Origin of the sequence: Bacillus sanguinis (assembly GCF_018332475.1) — a bacterium.
Taxonomy (GTDB): domain Bacteria; phylum Bacillota; class Bacilli; order Bacillales; family Bacillaceae_G; genus Bacillus_A; species Bacillus_A sanguinis.
Window position 1 is genome coordinate 1 of sequence record NZ_BOQB01000501.1, and the last position, 683, is coordinate 683.

Annotated in this window: 1 pseudogene; it reads right to left on the reverse strand. The window is 30.5% G+C overall.

The features are described 5' to 3' along the window. A pseudogene (locus KI369_RS28045) lies at positions 1-683 on the reverse strand (sensor histidine kinase); the annotation flags it as partial.

The window sequence follows — 683 nt, forward strand, 5'->3', positions numbered from 1 at the left end:
ATTTTTCCGTCTTTCATAATAGGTTTTACAAAGATACTATTCTTTATATTCTCTCCGCCATCTATTATATAAGTGTTTAATTGGTGCGAGTTAGCAGTGCCATTTCTAATAATGTCTGCAAAATATTGAACGGCTTGTAATGTTTCAAAATCATTTGCAAGCCGAACCTCGGCTTTTGATGGGAGCTGTAATTTAGATATAATACCAGTAAACTCAATTTGAGTTACAGTTTTGGAACGGTTTGTAAGTCTATTTTTGGAAGAGTTGCCATTAATGGATTGAAAATCTGAAGTGACACGTTCGTTTTGCCATCTATTATAATTTGTTGTCAATTCTAGTGGTGTTATTGTTTTCCCTCGTACCAAACCGACGACGTTTATCATGCCATCTTTTTTCAATCCTAAGTTTTCGAATTTCTTATATTCTTCAGGCGTTAAAAGATTATTGAGTGGAATGAAATATGTTTCATTATTTTTAGGATTAATTACATCAATGTAGTAATTGCTGTCACTTTTAATAATGCCTTCAGGAGATAAAAATTGCATATCAGCATTTGTTTTATCATGAAATTCTTGTTTTAGTTTTCTTATTTCCTCAGGATCTTTTTCGCTTTTTTCATAATTAGCTACGAATTTTTCAAAAGCAGTTTGAACTGTTTTTACTTTTTTATTAATATAAAATTT